The sequence below is a fragment of the Pseudoalteromonas sp. SM9913 genome (assembly GCF_000184065.1).
In the GTDB taxonomy this organism is placed as follows: Bacteria; Pseudomonadota; Gammaproteobacteria; order Enterobacterales; family Alteromonadaceae; genus Pseudoalteromonas; species Pseudoalteromonas tetraodonis.
The window spans coordinates 1,009,186-1,033,442 of record NC_014803.1 but is presented as its reverse complement, the minus strand read 5'-3'; the positions used below and the strand labels follow the sequence as shown (position 1 = coordinate 1,033,442).

The window sequence follows — 24,257 nt, the reverse complement described above, 5'->3', positions numbered from 1 at the left end:
AACACATATAAATAAATTAAATTAAAATATTAATAATCAATAACTTAATAAGAAAACCTGCACTTCCATCTCGCTACCTAATTTTTACTTTCACCTGCTCGTATGTAAATAAACAACATACTTTGATAACCGTCTCGTAAAATTTACACACGCGCTATTTACTAAATAACAACACCCTCTTCCCCAAAACACCAATCTGGTTAATCATGCAGGCAATACGATAACTAATAATCGCAGTGCTTAATTGCGGGAGTAATTATAATGAGTGAAGTAAATAACCCTTTAGGTTTGGTTGGTATTGAATTTACCGAGTACGCAACACCCGATGCCGATTACATGGATAAGGTGTTTACCGATTTTGGTTTTTCAAAGTTAAAAAAATTCAAAGGTAAAGACATTGTTTATTACAACCAAAACGATATTCATTTTTTACTAAATAATGAACGCGATGGTTTTTCAGCTGAATTTGCTAAAAATCATGGCCCAGCAATTTGTTCTATGGGTTGGCGCGTAGAGAACGCTCAAGCGGCGTTTGAAGCAGCGGTTGAGCGTGGCGCTAAGCCTGCTACTGATGCAGCAAATAAAGACTTACCGTACCCTGCTATTTACGGAATTGGCGACAGCTTAATATACTTTATTGAACAGTTTGGCGATAAAGGCTCTATCTACGCAAACGACTTTGAAGATTTAGCTGAGCAAAACGTCGTTAATGATAAAGGGTTCTTACGTATCGACCACTTAACCAATAACGTATATAAAGGCACGATGGAAACATGGGCTAACTTTTATAAAGACGTGTTTGGTTTTACCGAAGTGCGCTACTTTGATATTAAAGGCCAAAAAACAGCCTTACTCTCTTATGCATTAAAATCACCTTGTGGCACTTTCTCTATTCCAATCAATGAAGGTAAAGGTAACGACAACAACCAAATTGATGAATACCTAGGCGAATACAATGGCCCAGGTGTACAGCATTTAGCCTTTTTAACCGACGACTTAGTGAACTCACTTGATAAGTTAGATAAATCAACTATCGCCACTTTAGATATTATCCCTGAGTACTACGATACTATTTTTGACCGTGTACCATGGGTTAAAGAAGACAAAGAAAAGATTCGTGAGCATCAAATCCTGGTTGATAGCCAAAGCGAAGATTGCTACTTATTGCAAATTTTCTCTAAAAACTTATTTGGCCCTATCTTCATTGAGATGATTCAACGTGTTGACGATGGTGGCTTTGGTGAAGGTAACTTCCAAGCGCTGTTCGAATCAATCGAGCGAGATCAAGAACGCCGCGGCGTTTTATAATTAAAATTATGACTCTAAAAAGCAGCGTATTTCGCTGCTTTTTGTCGTTTAATCGTAACTAAGAGAGCTTATCTCTCTTTGCGTGTTTAAATCGCGCTTTTCATCACCATATAACTAGTAGATATTTAAAACTTGCTGGTGCTATGTTCTTATTTAATAAATTGATATGCGCGACCAACTAAACCAAAGGAAATGTAATGAGTTTAATTAACGAAACCCATGATATAAATTTAACTAGCTGGGTTGCATCAGCAAATGATGCACAATGCGACTTCCCTATCCAAAATCTACCTTTTGCCGAAGTTCGTCGCAAAAATAGCAACGAAGCTTTCCGTGGCGCGGTTGCCATTGGCGATCAGGTTATTGATTTAGCAAAAGTAAATGAACTCGCTATTTTTAGTGGCGATGCTCAAGTCGCCATTGCTGCAGCAAGTAATCCTACACTAAATGAGTTTATGGGTCTGGGTGAGCAATATTGGTCAGCCCTACGTTTAGCATTATCGAAAGCATTACGTGAAGGTTCTGAGCATCAAGAACAACTTACACACGCACTTATTGCGCAAAGCGAGATTGAGTTTGCTCTGCCGTGTCGCATTGGCGATTACACCGACTTTTACACCTCGATTTATCATGCTACGGCCGTAGGTAGTTTATTCCGCCCTGATAACCCACTGCTACCGAATTACAAGTGGGTACCGATTGGTTATCACGGTCGTTCGTCATCTATTGGCGTATCTGGTCAGCAGTTCCATCGCCCTAAAGGACAAACTAAAGCGCCAGACGCAGAAGTACCTTCATTTGGTCCGTGTAAGCGTCTTGATTACGAGCTTGAGCTGGGTATTTACTTGGGTAAGGGTAATGAGCTGGGTGATGCTATTGCCATTGAAAATGCTGAAAAACATGTGTTTGGCTTTTGTGTTTTCAACGATTGGTCAGCACGTGATTTACAAGCATGGGAATACCAACCGCTTGGTCCATTTTTAGCAAAAAACTTTGCATCAACCGTGTCACCATGGATTGTAACTACCGAAGCACTTGCACCATTTAGAACAAGCTGGACGCGTGATGAAAATGATCCGCAACCATTGGAATATTTAGAATCAACGGCTAACCGTGATCAAGGCGCATTTGATATTCAAATGGATGTTAAAATTCAAACGCAAAAAATGCGTGATGAAGGCTACAACCCAACACAAGTGTCTAAATCTAGCTTTAAGCATTCTTACTGGACTGTGGCACAAATGGTGACTCACCATACGGTAAACGGTTGTAACTTTATGCCAGGCGACATGCTGGGCTCTGGAACGCAATCAGGCCCAACTCATGAAGAAGCAGGTTCATTACTTGAGCTTTCTCGTGGTGGTAAAGAAAAAATCACCTTAAGCAACGGCGAACAGCGTAGCTTCTTGGAAGACGGCGACAACGTGATAATGCGTGGCTGGTGTGAAAAAGAAGGTTTTGCACGTATTGGCTTCGGCTGCGTGGAGAGTACGGTATTGCCAGCAAAATAATTGTAAAATCAATAAACTAGTAAAAAAGGGTGGCCGAATAAGCCGCCCTTTTTTATTAATTAAGCCATAGTTACAATTTTTTTCTGGCTTTTTTAGTTGAAATTGCTATCTTGAATCCGTTAATAGCCAGTAAATATGTGACATGTCTGTATTCATAAAATCTTTTTTTCATAAGAACTTCCCAGCTCGCCAGCTGCTTATTCGCCAAAATGGCGAAGTAAAGCATGTGGTTTTGGCACCATGGTTACAAGTTTCTGTACTCGCTATTATTATCACCGCTATTGTGTGGATGAGTGTCTCTAGTATTCGTGTGTATATGCAAACACACCAAATATCTCATATCGAACAAACTCAACTTGATAAGCAAGCGCAGTGGCAACAAAAAGTAAAGCAGCAGCAGCAACGCTATGCATTACAACAAGAACAGTTAGCTGAACTAGAACAAAAACAAGCTTTATTACAAGGTATGATTGAATCATTGCCTGCTTCTATTAGCAAAGACGCCATTAAATTAGAGGGTGAGCTTGACTCCTCCCCTATAAATGAGAGCGAGAGCGAATTCCATGAAGCGCTCGAAGATGACAAGTCACAAAACAAACAGGCCGACAATAATGCCACCAGTTTTGAGCAGCGCTACACTTTATTAAACCAGCAATACGATACTAATTTTACCTTATTAGCTGCGCAAATTAATCAACGCCACGACGCTATTTTAGAGATATTGCAAGACACAGGTCTCGAAAATGCACTTGCACAGCACCTCGCCTTAGCGGCACAAACAACGGCGCAAGGTGGCCCGCTGGACATACTTGATGAAAGTAAAATACCCAATACATTTTTAGCCATTGCCGATAAGTTGCTTGTTTTAAATCAGCTAGAAAACTTTTTAACCGCCTTGCCGAACACATTACCCTTACCTGCCGCAAAATATTATATTTCGAGCAACTTTGGGCTTCGAAAAGATCCCATGAATAAAAGACGCGCATTTCATAAAGGCGTTGATTTAGCTGGATGGCATAAAACAGAAATTTTTGCCCCTGCCGATGCAACGGTACGCCGAGCTGGGCGCAATGGTGGTTATGGTAACTTTATTGAATTAGAACATAAAAATGGCGTTGTAACGCGCTTTGGTCACTTAAACAAAGTTAATGTTAAAAAAGGCCAAGTTGTTGCAAAGCACGATGTCATTGGTTTAATGGGCAGTACCGGAAGAAGTACAAGTACTCATTTACACTATGAAGTATTAATAGACGACAAGCATGTCAATCCACTAAAAATAACAAAGGCGCTTTCTCGTGTTTGGTAAAAATAAACAAGCAAAAACGGACTCATCAATCAAGCGAGTGAGTCATACTCCCTCAATTATTTCTAACGATGTGCGTATTACGGGCTCTTTAGTTAGCCAAGGTGAAGTGCAACTTGATGGACGTATTGACGGTGATATTAAAGCTGAGCATTTAGTTATCGGCTCCTCCGGTGTTGTTGAAGGCGTTGTTGAGGCGAGCAGCGTTGTTGTTAAAGGTAAAATCATAGGCTCTTTAAATGCAAGCGAAGTGAAGATCGAAAATAATGCCCATGTACTTGGCGATATTTTTCATGACACACTAAGCATAGAAGCCGGTGCGATTATTGAAGGTAGTTTAAAGCAGCGCTTTGAAAAAGAAGTCATTGAGCATGCTAAAGATAAACCAAAACCGGTTAACGATGTAAAAGCCATTGTTGATAATGAAGACAGTGGCCTTTCGTTTGTAAACAAGTCGTCTACTGCAAAAAGTTAAACCTGAACAAAAAATGGTTTAGTCAATAAACTAAACCATTGTTTTTAATGCTTTATATAAAAAATATAATTTAGCAATTACTTCTTCTTTGTGATGTACATGGTTATATCTGCAGTAAACACCAACTCATTTCGGGTATTGTAAAGCTTTACCGGCACCACTAAATCTTCTTTATCAATCCATTGATGAGGTAACTCAATTTCAGCAATCGCGGTAACGTCTGTGTCTACTTTAGCTAAATATCGTACTGTCATACCTTTAGGTATCCAACGGTGTGTTTTATGCGGTACCGTCGCATCCACCATTACTCCTGCACACAGCTCAGCCAAATTACATTGAGCAATCGCATGAATTGTTCCAATGTGATTATGTACACGGCGTGTGTTTTTAACCACAGCACTACAGTGCCCTGCTTTTAAATCTAAAATAGTGGGTTTCATAGAGCCAAAATAAGGTGCCTTGAAACACACTGCTTTACTGAAAAGCCAGTTACCGCATGGCCACTTTTTAAATTTATGCCATGTTTTTATTAATGCAGACTCATTACTCATTATTATTTTTCCATTGTCTTTGCTTAAAAAGCAAATTAACACATCGGATCAGTTTAAAGAAGTGTGATACTTAAACAAAAATAATCATAATAAGGTTAAAAGTAGGTAAGTTGGCTGATACATCGGCCATAAGCCCTTTCTTTTTCATCAGTCGCCACTTAAAATACCGACAAAAGGAGACCTGATGCATACACAGCCCGCTAAACCCAATTTTACTTTATTACTTATCTTAGCGTTACTCGTCATTTTTTGTCCGATGGGCATTGATATTTACCTGCCTGCCTTTCCCACTATCGCAGAGCAATTCTCAGTGAGCGAAAAGCAAGTACAGCAAACGGTGGCTATTTTTATGCTTACTGTTGGTTTGGGGCAGTTAATTGCAGGTCCACTCGCTGATCGTTTTGGCAGAAAGCCCGTCGCCTTAACTGGGGTCGCTTTGTATGGACTGGCGGCATTGGGTGCATATTATGCTCCTAGCTTTTTAGTACTGATGTTTGCTCGTGCTATTCAAGGGTTAGGCGCGTGCGCTACCTTTGTTGTCGCTTTTGCAATAGTAAGAGATAAGTTTGGTAGTGAACGCAGTGGCCAAATAATTACCTATCTAAACGGTATAGTTTGCTTTATTCCAGCATTAGCGCCTATTTTAGGTGCTTGGCTAACCGTACAGTTTGGTTGGCAAATGAACTTTCTATTTTTAACCGGTTTTGCATTACTGGGGTTTATTGTCACCTTATTCTTGTTTAGGGAAACACGACCAGCAGACAGTCATTACCAGGGGCATATTTTAGATTTAAGACGCTTTTTCCCCATCATTTCAACCCCATTATTTTTATTTAATAGCTTGTTATGTATGGTCACTATGTCAGCTATATTGGTGTTTGTAACACTGGCTCCCGGTTGGCTCATTACTGAATTAGGTGGCAGCGTAGCCGACTTTACCTTTTGGTTCTCGCTCAATGCGGTGCTTAGTATTCTTGCTAGTTTTATTATGCCTATTTACATTAAACGCCAACCTAAAAGAGCCTTAAAAATAGGCCTTTTAGTGCTAGTGAGTGCCGGCTTACTTATGTTGTTATTAAGCCAATATAAAACGCCATTGGCATTAATGATCCCTATGTTCATTGCAGCATTTGGTTTTGCTTTAACACTTGGCTCTGCCGCTGGGCGTGCTTTGAGTTTATTTCCTAAACAAGCAGGCACCGCCTCTGCTCTTTTGGGAGCAATGCAAATGAGTGGAGCAAGCTTATTGGTTTTTATTACTCAATACTTAAACTTATCAACCCCAGAGCTTATTGGTACGCACTTTCTATTATTAATTCCTTTTTGTTATTTACTGTTTCGTTATGCTAAATATGCTTAGCCACTAACGCATTTTCAATACTTCTCTCATTTTGGCTAATTCAGGTGCTACTTGATTAGCCGCCCCTAATCCAAACAAAATATATATTTTTTGTTTAAAAATTGTTAATTTTAGTTAAGCAATTTCGTTTTTTGTAGATAAAACACCTTATTTTTTGCTTTTTATTATTTTAATGCTGGTTTAAGTTAACAATAAGTTAATAAATTAATTCTAAGATATTATAATATGAAAAAGAATAAACTCGCCTTAGCATTAGTTCTTACTGGTATTTTTGCAGCCGGAACTGCCCATGCTGCAAACGATCGCTTCATCATTCAAGTTGATAATAATAAAAAAGGTGTTGTTAAAGCGCTTACTAAAAAACTAGGTGGTGAGATTAAAGTAGATGGTAATGGATTTATTGCCGCAAAATTTACTGGTCAAGATTTAAGTAGCTTAAAAGGCCTACTCAACAACCCACATATTAAACTCATTGAAGAAGATCACAAGCGTGTACCTATGTCATTATTTAACGATGATGTAGGCGATGTAATGCAGCAGCAAATTACGCCTTATGCCGTTTATCAATCACAGGTTGATCAAGTAACTTTTGATGCCAATGCAGGCATGAAAGTCTGTGTTATCGATTCCGGCTTAGATAGCTCAAACCCTGACTTTATTTGGGGCAACATCACCGGTAATTGGTTTGATAATGGCGGCCCACATGGGAAGCATGTAGCCGGTACAATTGGTACTGCAGATAATAACCTCGGTGTTATGGGTATGGCACTGGGTGTGGCAATGCACATTATTAAAGTATTTAACGAATCAGGCTGGGGTTACTCATCTGATTTAGCTCAAGCGGCCGATTTATGTTCTCAAGCAGGTGCGAACATTATTAGTATGAGCTTAGGGGGCGGCGGCTCAAACAGTACAGAATCAAATGCGTTTGCTAACTTTACTAATGCAGGCGGCCTTGTTGTTGCTGCCGCGGGTAATGATGGTTGGTGCTAATGATGCCAATAATCAAATTGCTGATTTTTCACAATTCCCAAGTTGTTCATCAGGTCGTGGTAAACGTGCAACAAACGATGAAACCATTTGTGTAGAAGTAACAGCCGGTGGTGTTGATACGCTATCAACCTACCCTGCAGGTATGGCTACAGCAGCGAGTATGTCAGCCGATGGCACAGCATAAAATTCATCAGCAATGGAAAATGCAGGTCAAGTCACGGCGAGTGCCTACTTTATGGGGACCGGCGAAACAGTTGATCCAGCAGCGGCTGGTAAAGTATGTATGATTGACCGCGGCGTTGTTTCATTTTACGACAAAGTGGCTAATTGTGAAAACTCAGGCGGTTTAGGTGCGGTTATTATTAACAATGAAGCCGGCATGTTATACGCAACACTAGGTGATACCAACAATGCTTCAATTCCTGCTGTAGGCGCTGCATTTGAAGATCGTAGTACATTAATAGCCAGTGCCAACGTGACAATTAATATTGGCGCAACTGATTATGGTTTTATGAGTGGAACGTCAATGGCAACGCCTGCAGTTTCAGGTATTGCTGCGCTAGTATGGTCTAACCATAGCGACTGTACAGGCACAGAAATTCGCGATGCGTTAAAAGCAACTGCGCAAGATCAAGGGGCTGCTGGTCGTGATGATTACTTTGGCTATGGTATTGTAAAAGCGGCAGACGCTGATGCTTACCTTACAGCTAATGGCTGTGCGGGTGGCGGCACGGGTGGCGTTGATCCCGAGCCAGGCGTTGATGATATTTCATTATCAGCATCGGGTTATAAATCTAGAGGCAGTAGCTTTGTTGATTTAAGATGGAATGGTGCAGCAACAAGCCAAGTCGATATTTACCGAAATGGTAATAAAGTAATAACAACAACAAATAACAATGCCTACACCGACAGTATAAATACTAAAGGGGGTGGTACGTATACATATCAAGTATGTGAAGCGCTGAGCACTACGGTGTGTTCAAATAATATCACCGTTAGTTTTTAATAAATTTAGCACTTCGTTATGTTTAAAAGTATAACGGCTAGTTTTATAACAATTTAGTATCCTCAACTTAGCGGGCAATATGCCCGCTTTTTATTTTTCTCATTGCTTGATAAAATCACTTACCACTTCTTTTTCGTACTATTTAATGATCAACCCTGACTTTTTGCTCTCATTTTTACTCGCCAGCTTTTTAATGGCCGTTGCGCCTGGGCCATCAAACGCGTTTTTAATGGCGCAAACTTTTGCAAATGGGCGAAAAGCAGGTATGCAGAGTGCTTTTGGCTTTGCGTTAGGTGGCGTAGTACATACATTTTTTGCGGTTGTCGGTTTAAGCGCTATTTTAAAAGCCTCTGAAACTGCCTATGCCAGCGTACAATATGCAGGTGCAGCCTATTTATGTTACTTAGGGTTTATGATGCTTAAAGACACCTTTAAGCCCCCCATTTGCGAGCAAGAAGATAAGCCTCATGTTACCACCAATAAAAACAAAAACGTGATGTTTCAAGCTATGATGACCGAAGTACTAAATCCTAAGGTGGCTTTGTTTTTTATTGCTTTTATCCCACAATTTGTTGACCCTAGCTTGTCATCTGCAACCTTTCAGCTGGCGTTTTTTGGGCTACTGTATCCAATCTTTGCTTTTCCGATTGACTGCACGTATATTTATTTCGGCGATAAAATAGCTCAATTTTTTAGAAATCACCCAAATAGCCAGCTCTGGATTGATAGGTTCACAGGCATTGTATTTATTGCCTTGGCTATCAATTTATTACTCTAACTAATAAGAATCAGCATGGATCAAAAAATACAATCTCTACCTGCGCAAAAAAATATAGCCTTAGTAGCACATGACGGCAAAAAAGCCGCGCTTAAGTTATGGTGCGAAAAACATAAGGCCACTCTAAGTAAACACACTTTATATGGCACAGGGACTACTGGGCATTTAATTGAGAAAACAACAGGGCTTGATGTTATTCAATTATTAAGTGGCCCTATGGGCGGCGATCAACAACTCGGGGCGAAAATAGCGGAGCATGAAATACATGTATTAGTCTTTTTTTGGGACCCTTTAGCTTCGCAGCCTCATGATCCCGATGTTAAAGCTCTGCTACGTTTAGCTGCTGTGTGGAATATTCCTGTGGCGTGTAATGAAGTGAGTGCCGATATGCTACTTAGCTCACCATTAATGGATATAGAGCTTGAGCGAACATTGCCAGATTACGAAAAATACCTCGCAACCCGACAAATATCTCTATAGTAGCTTACTTATAAAGCATGCTGGCCCATTTAGTAAGGCCAGCAGTTACACTACCAAAGTGATCACCGTTCACCATTTTTATGTTGCCTAAATGCTCACTCAACGCTGCTTTAATTAATGGAGACTGAGCACTCCCTCCCGTTAAGTAAATCACATCGGGAGTGGTATTCGCATCAGTAATTGCCTGTTTAGCCAAGGTAACAATCTGACTAATGCTATCGTCAACAGCAAGCGCTAAATCAGCGACTGAAATATCTTTGCTTAATGAGTTATCTAAAAAGGCTAAATCACAATTAAAACTATTTGCGGATGTTAATGCAATTTTAGCCGCTTCAGCTTGTTGAACTAATTGATGACCTTGCTTATTTTGCTGTAAGTGAATAAGTCGTTTATAAAGTTCAGGGGCGCTGACATCGCGTAACTGCGCACTGAGTTCACGATAATGCTGGGCACTATAAAACTGGCTCTGTAAATTCACATCGTTAATTTTACAAGCTTGCCAAAATGGTTGATTAGGTAGTGGTAAACCTGATTTAAACGTACTGCCAAGCCCGAGTAATGGCATTAAACCATGGTAGCTCAAAGCAATATCTAAATCGTTTCCGCCAACACGTTTACCACTATGTGCTAAAAAGTCTGCATCTCGTTGTTGTTTATTCCTAAAACTTGGCCCCATTTGTACAAATGAGCAGTCACTGGTACCACCGCCAATATCAATCACCAATACTTTTTGGTCTTGCGTTAAATCACTTTCATAATCAATCCCAGCGGCGAGTGGCTCATATAAAAACTCAACATCTTTAAAGCCTGCTCGGTTTGCTGCGCGTGTTAAAATGCCCACGGCTTGTTGATTTGACTGCTCACCGCCAACCGCTTGAAAATTCACTGGGCGACCAATAACAGTTTGGCTCAGCATATACCCTAACGATAATTCAGCACGTTGTTTTATTTTTAAAATCATTGCTGTAGCAATATCTTCAAAAAAATTGATTTGCCCTTGCTTTAAGCCCGTTGCGCCAAAAAATGATTTAGGGGATTTTACAAAATAACCTTCTTCAGGAAATTGCACATATTCACTAATCGCCTCGCGGCCAATGAATAGGGTGTCGTCGCCGGCTTGTAAGTCTAGGTCTGATTTAATTCGCGGGAGCGTATTAAGCAAGGGTTGGCGCGCGGTTTTATAGGCATGCTCATGCTCTGAGCCCTGCAAATGCTGCGCAACAAAATCAACGACTAAGGCGCTATGATGAGTGTATAAAGTTGATGGAAGATAATGTTTGCCTTGCTCTAAAGGGATAAGCTGAACACGCTCTTCGTTTAAAACACCCATAGCACAATTAGAACTACCATAATCAAAACCAACAAACATAGATCACCAAACATTACCAAAAAGGCCGCGCAATTTAGCATAATTGCTAAAAAATATATACTGAATTGGCCTAAACTCTTTATTTTTCGGGTCTTTCTCGCAAAAAGCTAGCAAAACGCGGTAAACCATTTTTAGTGTATCCGTGGTATCGATAAGTGATTGTTGAACCAATGGCTGGCGGACGCTTGCGTTCTTCATCACTAAAGCCCGTGCCAATAGAAAAGGTTACGCCTTGCTTGGTTTGCACTCGCAATGCCCCGAGCATACCTGTGTATTTACCTTTACCTGGTAAATATTCAATAACTAGCGCTTCAGCATCCAAATAAGGTTTGAGTTTTAACAATGCACTAGAGCGACCACTCGTATGCTTAGCCTCTGCTAAATGAAGCATAACGCCCTCCCCGCCTTGTTTGGTCACCTTATTAAAATAATCGCTTAGTTGCTGATTATCACTAAATTGATATTGTTTTACCGCCTTGATGTGAGGACTATTTAGCTGAGTAATGAGTGACAGGTAATTTTGATAGCGACGATGAAAAGGCGTGTTTGTATCTGGCATATCAAATACTTGATAAGTCACTGTTTGCCAGAGTAAGTCGTCGGGTATTTTTGTTCTAACAATACCACTGAGAACAGAAAATTGACCCCGCTTGGTCCATAACTCACCGTCTAACCAAACATCAGGCAAAGGGGCGGTAAACCACTTAGGAGGATTAATTGGATTACCTTGGCGGGTAACAAATTGTTTCCCCGTCCATATTGCTCTAACGCCGTCAAACTTTTCACTCACCAAATATTGGCGAATATCGTTATGCTTAGTTTCATCATAAACATCAGCGAGTTGCACCTGCGGCAATTGCGCTAATAAACTCGCACTAAAAAGCGTTAAAAAAATAAATAGGTATCTTTGAATAGTAACCATAACTGCATCCTTGCAAATTTAAATATGGCTTAAACTATAGTTGAGATTGAAGCCATTGCCAAAATTCTTCAAGGTTATCCATTTGCTGTGTTGCTTTACTGAAGTCGTGCTGCTCGGTGTGCTTATTAGCAATCGCTACAACGGCTAAGGCTGCATTATTTGCTGCTGTTACACCAGTGAAGGTATCTTCAACGGCAATCGCATTTTTTGCAGCGACCTGCATATTTTTAAGTGCTAATAAATAGGGATCACCGGCAGGCTTTGGATTGGTTACATCGTCTTTTGTAACCACCGTATCAAATAAATCATAAAACCCTAATCCTTTTAGTATTGGCTCAGCTTCATGGCGTGCGCTGCCTGTTACTAACGCCATTTTTAAGCCTTGCTCTTTAACCGCGAATAAAATATCTGCAGCATAAGGCATTAAAGGCGGTAAATTGGTTTGAACGAATTTGCTAAACAAACGGTATTTTTCATCCGCTAAATAGCGACTACTCACAGACAAGTTATGGGTTTGTTTTATTTCCTTTGCAGCGTCAATCGTGGGGCGCCCAGAAAAGCGCTGGCAAAAATCATCTTCGTCATAACGCACACCAAAAGGCGCAAGTAATTGGCTCCAACAGATATAATGCACACTTTCAGAATCAACTAACGTGCCATCCATATCAAATAATACCGCTTCAATAGACATACTTTCTCCTTGTTGTTTAGCTGTTTAGCTGTTTAGTTGTTTAGCCTATGCCCTGAATATTAAAAAAGGTGCCTAAGCACCTTTCATTAATGTGTGTTACTCAGTCAAGCCTGCTGGCGGCTCAGCATAAGCGTCTTCACCGGTGTTTACATCAACTAACTCGTAACCACGGGCTTTGCGCATCACTTTAAGTACGGGTTTCTCAAATGCGGTTTTTAAGCGCTCAGCATCATCTTTTAGTTCATCTAACGTGGTACCAAACGGCGCTGCACCCGTTTCTGACCAGTTAGTTACTTTACCATTTAGGTTATATTCCACTTCATGTATTTGATATTGCGCCGCTTCATCTTTGGTTGCTTCACAAAAAATTACACGGTAATTCCAAAATCCAGCCATTACTTTTTCTCTTTAATAAACATATGAGCGCTACTTTAGCAGCTCTACAAAAATAAAAAAGCCTGCACTAGGCAGGCTTTTATCAATAATTACAATTTAACGTTAAATTTTTCGATTAGAAAAAGTTAACTTTAAATTCAGCACCAATGTAACGCTCTTCGTTAACCATTGCTGTGTTGTTGTTGAAATCAACACCACCAATTGCTTGTTGCTCGTCAAATAGGTTACGCACGAATGCTGATACTTCATATTCGTAGTCGCCTTGTGCCCATGCATAACCAGCACGTAGGCCTATTTCTGTTAATGGCTTACCTTCAAACTCAACTGATTCATATAAGAAAAAGTCAATTTCACTACGGTAAGACACATCAGCGTAAGTGAAGAATTCACCTTCAGCGAGTTCTTTAGTGTAACGAAGTGTGATGTTAGAGATCCACTCTGGAGCATGCGGTAAGCTGTTTCCATCTAAAATAGCACGGTCTTCAGGACCAAATGCACCTGGTACTTGGAACGTAGGATCAGTAACAGTACATTGTGCACACACAGCAACGGCTAAATCTTTGTCTTTAAGCTCGGTTTTGTTGTAGCTTAAGTTAAATGTGGCATTTAGCTCATCCGTTAACACCCACTCAGAATCAATTTCGAAACCGTAGCCAGTTGTTTTATCAGCATTTAATAAGCGGTTAAAGTTAGCACCACCACCTACAGCCGTTAGCTGTTGGTCGTCCATGGTGTAATAAAATACCGTTGCGTTAACACGGCCTTGGCCATCTAACACATCAGATTTAATACCTGTCTCAAACGAAGTAACAGTCTCTGAATCAGCAACGGTTACTTCATCACCAAATAAGATACGACCTTGAAGACTCGGTGCACGGAAACTGTTAGCAATGCGGCCATACCAGTTTACGTCATCATTGACTTTGTAGTTAGCCGATAAATCCCAGCTTACGTGATCATCGCTTACATTTTTTTCAATGTAAGTAGCAGCACCACCTACAGGGCTAAGCGTACGATTTGCTGAGAACTCTTTCTCATCGTCTGAATAACGAAGGCCCGCGGTTACTTTTAAATCATCAGTAATGGTGTAATCAACTGAGCCAAACACAGCCCATGCTTTAGTGTCTTGCTGTTGGCTAACAAACCCATTTAATACGCCATTATTAGCCGTATCATAGCTAAAGTTTTCAATCGTTAATGCTTCGTCGAAGTAAAAAACACCCACCTGGTAATTTACATCGCCAGCAAAGTTGCTTGATAAACGTAACTCTTGCGTGTATTGGTCTTGGTCTGGAATACCATCAGCACTTTCTGAAGAAAAAGGAATAAAACCAGGACCCATAGCTACTGGAACATCATTGATAGAGAATCCACCGTAACCACCATCAATGTCAGCACGAGAGTAAATTTCTGCACTTTCCCAACCAGAGATTGACGTTACTGTGTGGTTAGCTAAGTCCCACTCAAGTTTAAGGCTTGCACCTTGTGATTCCACTTGTTGCGTCGCACGCGATGCGGCATCGTGGTAAACCACATCATTTTCAAAATCATCAACTAAGTCGTTAGTGCCAGGCTTGATAGTATTGGCACGAAAGGCAATTGGAGAGCCATCTAAATCACGGACATGGTAGTTTAATAATCCAGTGAAATCGTCACCTTCATATAAAAATTGAATACGTGCAGCTTGTTCAGTGTAACCACCTAAGGCATCTTTTTGTTCAAAGCCCGGTGCGCGATTATCAATGTAATCGTCTTTGTCTTGCCAAAGTACTGAAACACGCGTTGATAAACGGTCTGTTAATGAACCACCAACTGCGCCTTCAAAATCAACTGCGCCACGGCTACCGTATGATACAGAGCCATAACCTTCAAATTCTTGACTTGGTTTAACGGTATCAAATTTAACTAGACCAGCAGGCGTATTACGGCCGAACAACGTACCTTGTGGGCCACGAAGCACTTCAACACGGGCTACGTCAAATACAGGGAAACCTTTTAAAATAGCATTTTCTTGTACAATTTCATCAACCACAAGTGACACAGGCTGTGAAGCATTCAAATCGAAATCAGTGTTACCTAAACCACGTACATAAAAGCGTGGGAATGAACGGCCAAATGAAGATTCAATAGATAAACTTGGGATTTTCGCATTCATAAAACGAATATCCATACCAGCTGAGCTGTAAGCATCTAAACTGTCGCCTTGCAGGGCTGAAACAGCAACAGGTACTTCTTGAGCGTTTTCTACTCGTTTACGAGCAGTTACTTGAATAACTTCTAGTTGGTTCTTCTTAGCAGTAGTTTCTTGCTCAGCAGCTAGGGCTGAAATTGAAGTACCTGCTACGGCAGAGAACAACGTTGCATTGATAAGGGTTGCTAACGTAGATCTTTTCATTGCTTTCATGTCGGGGTTAACCTTTTTAGTGCACTCTTGTTCAACGGTTGATGTGTTGCGCAATTACATAATTACGGATTCAGTCAATTTTTCGCGACTTGCTCTATGCGGCGCGGACCTTATTACCGAGAGTACAAAAACGGCATAAATAAGGCTGACTGAATGCGCGAGATTATACCATGCTGTAATTAATTTACCGCATACTGAGTGTTAAAAATATAAACTTATTTTTAACACTTAAGCGCACTATCCCGACTTTTAGTGTACTTTTAGCAACTAAACAACCAAAAAGCGGACATATGTCCTTACAATGAATTATTAAAAAATATAGCAAAATAAAGCGGTACTTTCTAGATACTACTTTTTCACTAAAGAACGTGTGAGTGCAATTTCACCATCAATATGAATATCTCGCTGCGGGAATGCAATAACCACATCGTGTTGTTCAAACACTTCATAAATACTAAAGCGAATATCACTGCGCACTTGTCTTAAGCGAGTTTCAGATTCAGCGCACACCCAAAAAATAGCATTAAAGACCAGCGAGCTGTCGGCAAAGTCATCAAACAATACGGTTGATTGAGGCGTTGTTAATATTGCTTCATGTTCATCTAATACTTGCTGAATTAACTTTTTAACCAGTAATACATCAGAGCCATAAGCTACGCCTACGCTTACCGACGAGCGCGCATTGCCATCAATGAGCGTCCAGTTTGTAACCGTATTTTCTAATAACTGGCTATTAGGGATCAACATATGCACCCCGTCGTTTCTGCGAATGCGGGTAGAGCGAGTGTTAATAGTTTCAACCACCCCTTTTGCAGTGCCAACTTCTAGAAAATCGCCAATACGGATTGGCCGCTCCCACATTAATATCCAACCGCTAATAAAGTTATTAATAATATTTTGTGCACCGAACCCCACACCAATGGCAATGGCACCCGATACAAAGGCAAATGCGGTTAGTGGAATGTTGAGCACCTCAAGGGAGGTAAAAAGTAAAATCGCAATACTTAAAATAAAATAAAAACGCGTGAATAAATGCACTGCATCTGGGCTCATTTTTCGAGCAAGTAATGACTTCTTAATCAATTTACCAATACGTGTAACCACAAACCACATAGTAAATAAAATCAGTGGGACTTGAATGACTTTAGCAACCGTAATATGTACGTCGTTATAACTAAACAGCACAAAACCTAGTATGTCGTTAATTTGTTCTATATTCATGATTATTCCATATAAAAATAAGCTAGCAGTTAGTAAATCAGTAAATGCTAATAATTGAGTGAGTCTAGCATGTGGTTAAATTAAATAAGTAACAGTCTGTTTAAAATAATGACGGTAAAACAACCGTGATTGCCTCGTGTCGACATGCTTGCATTGAGCTTGGGGTAATTTGGGCTGTTTACTGCTGCTTTTATCTACTAAAGCTGTTTTTGCAATCTAATTTGAGTTTAAATCCTGCTTTAAATCGATAAACTTTGTTGTATATAAGTCAAAATTTGGTAAGTTAACTGTGTTTTCGACTCACTAAGCCTATTTCGGCTATTTTTTCTATGGAGTTATTATGCGTAAAACACTGATTGCCACTACGATTGCTAGTGCACTTTTATTATCTGCCTGCTCTTCTGAGAGCACTAAAGAAACAACACAAGAAACCGCAGCGCAAGTTCAAGACATTAACGCAAGCAATGTATTGTTCAAACCAAGTCCACTTCAATACATGGCACCTGAGTTTGATAAGTTTGGTACGACTGAATACGAAGCCGCATTTGATGCAGGTATTGCACAGCACAATGCAGAAATACTGGCAATTGCCAACAACCCAGCGCCAGCCACTTTTGAAAACACTTTAGTTGAAATGGAACTGGCAGGCGAGCTACTAAACCGCGCATCAGCTGCGTTTTATAACCTATCTGGCCTTATCTCAAACGATGAGTACCAACGTATTGATAAAAAAATGGCGCCAGTTTTCTCGGCTCACTCTGATGACATTTATTTAAATGGTGCATTGTTTAAACGTGTACAAACGGTATACGACAATAAAGATAAGTTAAGCGCTGAAGATCAACGCCTAGTCGATTTTTACTACAAACAGTTTGTTAAAGCCGGTGCAAAATTAAACGATGCTGAAAAAGCAAAAATGCGTGAAATCAACGCTGAGCTTGCAAAACTATCAACTGAGTTTTCTCAAAACGTATTAAAATCGTTTAAAGAAGACGTCATTTTAGTAACAGATAAAAGCAAACTAGCTGGTTTATCTGAAGGTGAAATTGCAGGTCTTGCAGCAGCTGCTAAAAAAGCAGGCAAAGATGGCTACATGATCACCCTAGTGAACACCACACAACAGCCTATTTTATCTAGCCTTGAAAACCGTGAACTGCGTGAGCAGATTTTTAAAGCATCAACCAACCGTGCAGCTAAAACCAACGGCCCTATCATTATTAAAGAAACTAACCTGCGTGCACAAAAAGCAGAACTGTTAGGCTTTAAAGATTGGGCTTCGTATGTAATGACTTCACGCATGGCGCAAACCACTGATAACGTGTACGGTATTTTAGATGACCTAGCGCCAAAAGCAGTTGAAAAAGCGCAAGCAGAAGCAAAAGCGATTCAAAAAGTAATTAACGATTCTGGTGAAAGTTTTGAACTAAAACCATGGGATTGGTCTTTCTATGCAGAAAAAGTACGTGCTGAAAAATACGACCTAGATCCAGCCTTAGTTAAGCCTTACTTTGAAATGCAATCGGTTATTCATAACGGTTTATTCTTTGCAATGGAAAAACTTTACGGCATTACATTCAAAGAGCGTAAAGACCTACCGCTTTATCACGAAGACGTCATGGCGTTTGAAGTATTTAATGCTGATGGCAGCGCAATAGGCTTATTTTACATGGACCCATATGCACGTGAAGGTAAACGTGGCGGTGCATGGATGAGTGCATACGTAAGCCAAAGCGGCTTAAAAGGCACAAAACCGGTTATTTATAATGCACAAAATATTCCAAAGCCAGCAGAAGGCGAGCCAACGTTAATGACGTTTGACGAAGTGTCGACTATGTTCCATGAGTTTGGTCATGCAGCACACGGTTTATTCTCTGACGTTAAATACCCAAGCCTAGCAGGTACTGCTACAGCGCGTGATTTTGTTGAATTTCCATCACAAGCACATGAAGACTGGATGATTGAGCCAAGTGTATTAGCTAACTACGCTAAGCATTACAAAACAGGTGAGCCAATTCCTCAAGCACTACTTGATAAAGTACTTGAGTCGCAAAAGTTCAACCAAGGTTTTGGTACCACTGAATATTTAGCAGCAGCACTACTGGATATGGAATGGCACTCATTTGGTTCTGATAAGAAAGTAACTGACGTACAGCAGTTTGAAAGTGACGCATTAAAGGCACATGGTATTGATTACTACCCTGTTCCACCGCGTTATAAATCAAACTACTTTAGCCATACGTTTGCAGGTGGTTACTCAGCGGGTTACTACGCTTACCTGTGGACTGAAGTATTTGCAGCCGATGCGTTTGCTCACATGGAAAACAACGGTGGCTTAACGCGCGAAAATGGCGATAAGTTCCGTAAAGAGATCCTATCAAAAGGTAATAGCCGTGACTTAATGCAAAGCTACATTGAGTTTAGAGGCCAAAAACCAACCACTGACGCCCTGCTTAAGCGCCGTGGTTTAGTTGATTAATTAATATTTTTAATCAACTGATATAAAAGCCCGCTTGCGGGCTTTTATTGTTTATAGAACAATACATAACAGATAAACTGACACCATTATTTAAGACAAGATGAGTGTTATGGGCTATTTATTTGCAGTTACCCTTCTTTGGGCGTTTTCGTTTAGTTTAATTGGTGTGTATTTAGCAGGCCAAGTTGACGCATGGTTTAGTGTGTTAATTCGTGTGGCTTTAGCAGCGTTAGTATTTTTGCCTTTTTTAAAGAAAACCCCCACCCCGCTTGCATGTAAACTCATGCTGATAGGCGCACTGCAACTGGGGGTTATGTATGGCTTTTATTACCACTCATTTTTGTTTTTAAGTGTGCCTGAGGTGCTGTTATTTACTGTAATGACCCCGCTTTACATTACGCTTTTAAACGATGCGCTAAATAAACAGTTTAATCCGCAGTTTTTTATCGTTGCGTTTATTGCCGTACTAGGTGCTATTACCATTCGTTATGAAAACTTAGACAGTAACTTTTTAGTCGGATTATTACTGGTTCAAGGCGCTAATATTAGTTTTGCCATCGGCCAAGTAACCTACAAACGATTAATGCTTAATAAACAACTCGATGATAAAACCGTATTTGGTTGGTTTTTTATTGGCGCACTAATTGTTGCAAGCGCCTGTTACGCCTTATTTGGTGATCTTAACAAATTACCAAGTACCTCAACTCAATGGGGCATACTTATTTATTTAGGTATTGTGGCCTCTGGTTTAGGCTACTTTATGTGGAATAAAGGCGCGACGCTTGTCAATGTTGGTGCGCTGGCGGTGATGAACAACTTACTTATTCCTGCCGGTATAATTGTTAATGTGCTTATTTGGAATCGAGACGCTGACCTACTTAGATTAAGCATTGGCGGGGGAGTGATGCTAGTTGCCTTAGTGGTAAACCAAATAATAACTAAATCAGCAAATTAATCACTCTGTAGTGAAATTGTCATTAATAATTAGTAAGGTAGCGTCCACTTTTATTTTTAAGGACAAATAATGAAGCGCATACCTTTTCTGACAACTTTTTTATTATTAAGCTCACTTACTGGCTGTGATGACGATGTAAAAATAGTCGAAAAAGAAGTGGTTGTTACCAACACTAACGTTGAAATTGTTGAAGTACCTACCCCGGTTATTGTTGAAGTAGCTCAAGGCACCAATACGCAACTAGGTACTCGCCCCGACTACTTAATTGACGATATGGCTGACAGCGCACTAAAAACAAAATTAGAATCGTGCAAAGAAGGTCCTTTTTATCGTACTGATTTTTCAATTGGTCACCGCGGTGCTCCAATGCAATACCCAGAACACACTAAAGAATCTTATATTGCAGCCGCTCGCATGGGAGCAGGTGTTGTCGAATGCGATGTCACCTTTACCAATGATAAAGAGCTAGTATGTCGTCATTCTCAGTGCGACTTGCACACCACCACCAATATTTTAGCCATTCCAACATTGGCTGCTAAATGTAGTGAGCCATTTACCCCTGCAAACTCTAACAGTGGCACGCCTGCTTCAGCTAAATGTTGTACCAGTGATATTAGTTTGGCAGAATTTTTAACTCTTGAGGGCAAGATGGATGGCGCAAACACCAGTGCCACCAATGTTAGCGATTACATGAAAGGTACACCCAGTTGGCGCACTGACTTATACGCCACCTCTGGCACACTCATGACCCACAAACAAAGTATTGCACTCTTTAAAGAGCTGGGAGTAAAAATGACCCCAGAGCTTAAATCCCCTCAAGTGAGTATGCCCTTTAACGGTATGACCCAAACGCAATACGCACAAAAAATGCTGAATGAATACACGCAAATGGAAGTACCCGCTTCGCGAGTGTATCCGCAATCATTTAATTTAGCTGACGTAAAATATTGGATTAATACTAATCCTGAATTTGCAGCGCAGAGTGTCTATTTAGATGGGCGCGACAGCAATGCAGGGTTTGATCCAAACAACGCTGCAACATGGCAGCCATCTATGGCAGAGCTCGTAAACGACGGCGTTAAAATTATTGCGCCACCCATATGGATGCTATTAAGCATAGATAACAACAGTAATATTGTCCCCTCACAGTATGCTATTGATGCTAAAGCCGCGGGGCTTAATATTATTGCGTGGAGTCTTGAGCGCTCAGGCCCTCTAAATCAAGGTGGCGGTTATTATTATCAGTCAATTAGTGATGTTATAGATAACGATGGCGATATGTTCACTGTGGTTGATGTGTTAGCGCAAGACGTAGGTGTAATGGGTATCTTTTCCGATTGGCCAGCAACCGTAAGTTACTATGCTAGCTGTAATAACATGCCTGCAAGTATTTAGACTTTAAGGCGTGTTTATTTTATCGCGCTCAGTTACCATATATTTTATATATTATTTAATTGAGCGCTTTTATGATCATCCAACACCACCATGCTGACTTGCCTACCCCAACGGGGTTAATGCGCACTACAGTTTATCGCCCACACGCTCACGGGCAATTCCCAGCCATTATTTTTTACTCTGAGATTTTTCAGCAAACCGCGCCTATTGCTCGCAGCGCCGCTATTTTAGCAAGCCATGGTTTTGTGGTACTTGTGCCAGAAGTTTTTCATGAGCTTAACCCTATCGGGACAGTGCTTGCTTATGACGATGCGGGTAAAGATAAAGGCAATAAAGATAAATGGGCAAAACCGCTTGAATCTCACGACAGCGATACCCAAGCGTTAATCGACTTTGTGCAAACACACGATTATTGTACTGGCTCTGTGGGTGCAATGGGTGTTTGTATTGGTGGGCATTTAGCTTATAGGGCCGCATTAAACCCCGCAATAAAAGCCGCTTTTTGCTTATATGCCACTGATATTCATAGCGATACTCTTCCCGCACATAAAGGGAATAATTCATTTGAACGTATGGCCGATATACAAGGTGAAATCCACTTTATTTGGGGAAAACAAGACCCTCATGTGCCACAACAAGGTCGCGACAAAATTTATCAACAAGCGGTTAGTACGGGTATTAATTACCAATGGCAAGAAGTGAACGCGCAACATGCCTTTATGCGTGATGAAGGCGAGCGGTACGACGCAGCACTTGCTATCACCATGTATCAACAAGCCGTTGCTTTGTTTAACCGAGTGCTTTAAGCGCTATTATTTAAGCATACCTAATGCGGTATGTTGCTTTACAAAATACGCTTTTAAATAATCAATAAACAAACGCAGTTTTTTAGAGCCCGCCGCCCCAGGCGGGAACACCCCATAAAGCTCAATGTCTTTGCTTTTATAATCATCAAGTATAATTTGCAGCAAACCCGCTTGTACTTTTGGCCATGCATCGTAAAGTGGAATACGGCCAAGACCATGCCCCGCCTCTACAAACGCAGTGCGTGCAGCAGCGTTATTGGTGCTTAAACTACCTTGCATTGTAATATCGACCTTTTTGCCTTCTTTTTGTAAGGTCAGCGTTTTACTACCTAATTGATAAACCACCCACTGATGCTTTACCAACTCATCGGGTGTAGTGGGTTTGCCAAAATGCGCAAAATAATCGGGCGCACCACAAATACACGTGCTCATAGTAGTGAGCTTAGTGGCTTGTAAGTTCGAATCGCGCAGTGCAACCCCTCTAATCGCAAAATCAAACCCGTGCTTAATAATATCCACAACGTCATCCGTGAGCTGTAAATCTATATCAATTTTAGGGTACTGGCGCTTAAAGGTATTTATTGCCGGTACAATCAACTGCATCCCCACATTTACGGGGCAGCTTATTTTTAATAGCCCTTGGGGTTCGCTTTTTATATTTTCTATTTGCTGATTAGCGGCATTAGCTTGCTCTGTAATAACACGGCAACGCTCATAATAGGCCATTCCGGCTTCGGTTAGCGCCATGGTGCGGGTAGAACGGTTAAGTAGCGTCACTTCGAGCTGTGTTTCTAATTTTTTTAAGTGATAACTCGCTACAGCACGGGTCAGCCCTAATTGTTTTGCCGCTGCAGTTAAGCTGCCCTGCTCTACAATTTGTGCAAATACCACCATGCTTTTTAACTGTTCAAACGAGACTTTCATAGGTGCTCCAATGCGGTTTTAACTTCAACCCTCTTATTGTATCAATTATTGAATCAATTAAGTTAAATTTATCATCGTTGTTTAAAGCTCTCTTAGTGCATATAGTATTTATCAAGCAAGATTAATTAATTTAAATCATCATAAGGAATACCTTACATGGCTAAAAAAATACTAATGGTTCTTACATCACATGCAGAGCTTGGTAACACAGGCGAAAAAACTGGTTTTTGGGTAGAAGAATTTGCAGCCCCTTATTACGCATTTGTTGATGCAGGTATTAAAGTAACATTGGCTTCTCCAAACGGCGGTCAGCCACCGATTGACCCAACTAGTACACTTGCTGATTTTCAAACTGAGGCAACCAAACGTTACGATGCAGACAGTGGTGCACAAACACTGATGGCAAATACCAAAGTTTTAAGCGAAGTAAACTCTTCTGATTACGACGCCGTATTTTACCCTGGTGGTCACGGCCCTTTATGGGATTTAGTCGATAACACCGATTCAGTATCGCTCATTGAAAGCTTTATTAAAGAGCAAAAACCAGTCGCTGGCGTGTGTCATGCAAGTGCGGTATTTTTAAATGTTAAAGACGCTGATGGCAATGCATTAGTCGCCGGTAAAAAAGTAACGGGCTTTACTAACAGCGAAGAAGCTGCTGTACAACTTACTGACATTGTTCCATTTTTAGTTGAAGACGAACTTATCAAAAAAGGTGGCGATTACCAAAAAACCGACGATTGGGGCGTGCTTGCTCTTGAAGATGGTTTATTGATCACCGGTCAAAACCCGGCAAGCTCAGAACTTGCAGCTAAAAAGCTATTAACTAAACTAGGTTAATAGCAGCCAACAACTCAAATCAGCACAGCATTTTATGCTGTGCTTTTTTAATTGCTTTTCATTACCTTATACAATTCCTATACTGGCAACACT

At 40.6% G+C, this 24,257-nt stretch carries 20 protein-coding genes and 1 pseudogene; 13 read left to right on the top strand and 8 right to left on the bottom strand.

The window, feature by feature from the left end; genetic code table 11:
- Positions 1 to 261: 261 nt before the first annotated feature.
- The 4 genes from hppD (at position 262) to PSM_RS04760 (ending at position 4,597) form a co-directional block, all read left to right on the top strand.
- Positions 262 to 1,308: a 4-hydroxyphenylpyruvate dioxygenase gene (hppD, locus tag PSM_RS04775; protein WP_013464454.1), complete on the top strand. Its 1,047-nt coding sequence runs from the start codon at positions 262 to 264 to the stop codon at positions 1,306 to 1,308.
- Positions 1,309 to 1,505: 197 nt separating this feature from the next.
- Complete coding sequence (fahA, locus tag PSM_RS04770) at positions 1,506 to 2,819, top strand: fumarylacetoacetase (protein ID WP_013464453.1); 1,314 nt, start codon at positions 1,506 to 1,508, stop codon at positions 2,817 to 2,819.
- Between the two features lie 142 nt (positions 2,820 to 2,961).
- Positions 2,962 to 4,125 (top strand): peptidoglycan DD-metalloendopeptidase family protein, encoded by a 1,164-nt coding sequence (locus PSM_RS04765; RefSeq protein WP_013464452.1) that lies wholly within the window; start codon positions 2,962 to 2,964, stop codon positions 4,123 to 4,125.
- On the top strand, positions 4,115 to 4,597 hold the full coding sequence (locus PSM_RS04760; RefSeq protein ID WP_013464451.1) for a bactofilin family protein: 483 nt from the start codon (positions 4,115 to 4,117) through the stop codon (positions 4,595 to 4,597). The genes PSM_RS04765 and PSM_RS04760 overlap by 11 nt, the downstream gene beginning before the upstream one ends.
- A gap of 77 nt (positions 4,598 to 4,674) precedes the next feature.
- Here the strand turns inward: PSM_RS04760 and PSM_RS04755 are convergent, their stop codons facing one another.
- A complete protein-coding gene (locus PSM_RS04755) occupies positions 4,675 to 5,148 on the bottom strand; it encodes a hotdog fold domain-containing protein (RefSeq protein WP_013464449.1) in 474 nt (157 codons plus the stop codon).
- Between the two features lie 184 nt (positions 5,149 to 5,332).
- Here PSM_RS04755 and PSM_RS04750 point away from each other — a divergent pair, with 184 nt between their 5' ends.
- The 4 genes and pseudogenes from PSM_RS04750 to PSM_RS04735 all read left to right on the top strand — a co-directional run bounded on the left by PSM_RS04750 (position 5,333) and on the right by PSM_RS04735 (position 9,765).
- Positions 5,333 to 6,508, top strand: coding sequence for a multidrug effflux MFS transporter (locus PSM_RS04750; RefSeq protein ID WP_013464448.1), 1,176 nt, complete (start codon positions 5,333 to 5,335; stop codon positions 6,506 to 6,508).
- Positions 6,509 to 6,733: 225 nt separating this feature from the next.
- Positions 6,734 to 8,507 (top strand): annotated as a pseudogene (locus PSM_RS04745) (S8 family serine peptidase).
- 145 nt (positions 8,508 to 8,652) lie between these two features.
- Positions 8,653 to 9,285: a LysE family translocator gene (locus PSM_RS04740; RefSeq protein ID WP_041695849.1), complete on the top strand. Its 633-nt coding sequence runs from the start codon at positions 8,653 to 8,655 to the stop codon at positions 9,283 to 9,285.
- 15 nt (positions 9,286 to 9,300) lie between these two features.
- Positions 9,301 to 9,765, top strand: coding sequence for a methylglyoxal synthase (locus PSM_RS04735; protein ID WP_013464445.1), 465 nt, complete (start codon positions 9,301 to 9,303; stop codon positions 9,763 to 9,765).
- 4 nt (positions 9,766 to 9,769) lie between these two features.
- On the opposite strand, the gene yegD is transcribed toward PSM_RS04735, so the two are convergent.
- The 6 genes from yegD to PSM_RS04705 form a co-directional block, all read right to left on the bottom strand.
- Positions 9,770 to 11,134, bottom strand: coding sequence for a molecular chaperone (gene yegD / locus PSM_RS04730; RefSeq protein WP_013464444.1), 1,365 nt, complete (start codon positions 11,132 to 11,134; stop codon positions 9,770 to 9,772).
- Positions 11,135 to 11,213: 79 nt separating this feature from the next.
- The gene (locus PSM_RS04725) at positions 11,214 to 12,056 is read right to left on the bottom strand and encodes a DNA ligase (RefSeq protein WP_013464443.1); all 843 of its coding nucleotides are present in this window, start codon (positions 12,054 to 12,056) and stop codon (positions 11,214 to 11,216) included.
- 34 nt (positions 12,057 to 12,090) lie between these two features.
- Positions 12,091 to 12,747 (bottom strand): HAD family hydrolase, encoded by a 657-nt coding sequence (locus PSM_RS04720; protein ID WP_013464442.1) that lies wholly within the window; start codon positions 12,745 to 12,747, stop codon positions 12,091 to 12,093.
- Between the two features lie 96 nt (positions 12,748 to 12,843).
- A complete protein-coding gene (locus PSM_RS04715) occupies positions 12,844 to 13,143 on the bottom strand; it encodes a hypothetical protein (RefSeq protein WP_013464441.1) in 300 nt (99 codons plus the stop codon).
- Positions 13,144 to 13,258: 115 nt separating this feature from the next.
- Positions 13,259 to 15,547: a TonB-dependent receptor gene (locus PSM_RS04710; RefSeq protein ID WP_013464440.1), complete on the bottom strand. Its 2,289-nt coding sequence runs from the start codon at positions 15,545 to 15,547 to the stop codon at positions 13,259 to 13,261.
- 348 nt (positions 15,548 to 15,895) lie between these two features.
- Positions 15,896 to 16,768: a mechanosensitive ion channel family protein gene (locus PSM_RS04705; RefSeq protein WP_013464439.1), complete on the bottom strand. Its 873-nt coding sequence runs from the start codon at positions 16,766 to 16,768 to the stop codon at positions 15,896 to 15,898.
- A gap of 340 nt (positions 16,769 to 17,108) precedes the next feature.
- Here PSM_RS04705 and PSM_RS04700 point away from each other — a divergent pair, with 340 nt between their 5' ends.
- The 4 genes from PSM_RS04700 to PSM_RS04685 all read left to right on the top strand — a co-directional run bounded on the left by PSM_RS04700 (position 17,109) and on the right by PSM_RS04685 (position 22,400).
- Positions 17,109 to 19,244, top strand: a complete 2,136-nt coding sequence (locus tag PSM_RS04700; protein ID WP_013464438.1) for a M3 family metallopeptidase — start codon at positions 17,109 to 17,111, stop codon at positions 19,242 to 19,244.
- A 100-nt stretch (positions 19,245 to 19,344) separates the two neighbouring features.
- The gene (locus PSM_RS04695; RefSeq protein ID WP_013464437.1) at positions 19,345 to 20,199 is read left to right on the top strand and encodes a carboxylate/amino acid/amine transporter; all 855 of its coding nucleotides are present in this window, start codon (positions 19,345 to 19,347) and stop codon (positions 20,197 to 20,199) included.
- Between the two features lie 69 nt (positions 20,200 to 20,268).
- Positions 20,269 to 21,594 (top strand): glycerophosphodiester phosphodiesterase family protein, encoded by a 1,326-nt coding sequence (locus tag PSM_RS04690; RefSeq protein WP_013464436.1) that lies wholly within the window; start codon positions 20,269 to 20,271, stop codon positions 21,592 to 21,594.
- Between the two features lie 71 nt (positions 21,595 to 21,665).
- The gene (locus tag PSM_RS04685; RefSeq protein WP_013464435.1) at positions 21,666 to 22,400 is read left to right on the top strand and encodes a dienelactone hydrolase family protein; all 735 of its coding nucleotides are present in this window, start codon (positions 21,666 to 21,668) and stop codon (positions 22,398 to 22,400) included.
- Between the two features lie 6 nt (positions 22,401 to 22,406).
- On the opposite strand, the gene PSM_RS04680 is transcribed toward PSM_RS04685, so the two are convergent.
- Positions 22,407 to 23,324 carry a LysR family transcriptional regulator gene (locus PSM_RS04680; RefSeq protein ID WP_013464434.1) on the bottom strand — a complete coding sequence of 306 codons (918 nt, stop codon included), beginning with the start codon at positions 23,322 to 23,324 and terminating at the stop codon, positions 22,407 to 22,409.
- A gap of 156 nt (positions 23,325 to 23,480) precedes the next feature.
- Here PSM_RS04680 and PSM_RS04675 point away from each other — a divergent pair, with 156 nt between their 5' ends.
- Complete coding sequence (locus tag PSM_RS04675; protein WP_013464433.1) at positions 23,481 to 24,164, top strand: type 1 glutamine amidotransferase domain-containing protein; 684 nt, start codon at positions 23,481 to 23,483, stop codon at positions 24,162 to 24,164.
- Positions 24,165 to 24,257 lie beyond the last annotated feature (93 nt).